Below are 1,419 nucleotides of genomic sequence, written 5' to 3'. Positions count from 1 at the left end.
AGCAGCTAAATTAGTAGGAACAGCAGAAGATGTAGGAGTTAACAATACATCTGCTAAATTAATAGTTTGATAATCATTAATGGTTTGATTAGAAAGGGTAAGCGATTGATAACAATCCGCTTCAAATAAAATATCGTAAGTACCAGCTTTTACAGGTCTGTAAAAATCACCATCATTAGCATCAGAAAAGGTATGCGAACCATAGGCATCATGACCAACAAGTGTAACAGTTGCCTGAATAGGTGTATTTGTATTGGCATCTTTAACAATACCTCTAAAACCATAAGTACCTTGAGTTAAGTAGTCTAATAACGCATCACGGTTATAAAGCCAGTAATTAACTAATTGACTTTCAGGAAGAATTTTAGTATCGGAAAGCTCAATAGTAACCTCTTTACATTGTTGGTAAGCATTCATGTAATCTTGTCTTCCACCATAAACACGATACCATTCAGCACCATGAGTTACACCAGGACTAGGATATACGTTACTGTCATCATCAGCAGTCATATATGTTGTATCCCCTAAAGCATCACTATCATTTTGAGCATGAGTAGCATATTCTACACCAGTAAATTCAAACCAATCTCCATCAGGGTGTGTGTGTTGGCTTACATATGCATTATCAAACGGATAATTAAATAGCTCAGTTCCTCCATGAAAGTTAGCGGAGATTACAAAATGTTGGGCATCCGCTAAAGCCATAAACGCTAATGTTTCAGTTTGATAAGCGTTACCGTCATCATGAGGACCTGCTAGATTATCAGGATAGTTTCTATTTAAATCGATATTATAAAAATTACCTCTTCTTGCACCAGTAACCGATGTGTTGTTAGCGCTTCCATAGTAAGTACCATCAGGGTTAGCACTTGGGTTAATCCAAATTTCAGCATTTTCAACTAAATTTTTAACTCTCGCATGATCAGCATGACCTGTATCTGCATAGACCGTTAAAATATAGTCAATAAGACTGAGCATCATAGGGTATCCGGCAATTTCATCACCATGCATAGAAGAGGTAAACATAAGTTTAGGCTCTTGTTCGTCGGTAGTTACATTATCAGATATTTTTACAAACAATAATTCTTTTCCATCATTTTCGGCAGTACTACCAAGACTTATTTTTTGCACAAGTGTAGGATTATCATTTTGAAAATCTTGCATTTGTTGAGCATATTGCGCATAGGTAGGGTAGTTAGCAACAGGAAACGAAAGTGTGTTTGCTAAACTCTTAGAAGTAGAACTAGATTTTTTAGATTTTTTATTATCGTATATAATATTAGGATCTACTTCATTTTCGCTTGTAGGAACTTTAAAAGAAATGTTTTTAGATTGAAACACTCTAAACTGATTTTCGTTAGCCCATGCTGTAACAGTTTTTGTTTTAGCATCGAAATTAACAATAGATAAGTCTTTGGT

Annotated in this window: 1 protein-coding gene; it reads right to left on the bottom strand. The window is 35.0% G+C overall.

The window, feature by feature from the left end:
- On the bottom strand, positions 1-1,419 hold a 1,419-nt coding region (locus tag ACH5TX_RS00250), incomplete at both ends, for a M14 family zinc carboxypeptidase (protein WP_439337558.1).

The organism is Thalassobellus citreus (assembly GCF_044385915.1).
Lineage (GTDB): Bacteria > Bacteroidota > Bacteroidia > Flavobacteriales > Flavobacteriaceae > Thalassobellus > Thalassobellus citreus.
Note: the sequence above shows the minus strand (reverse complement) of the source record. Positions and strands in the feature narration are given on the sequence as shown.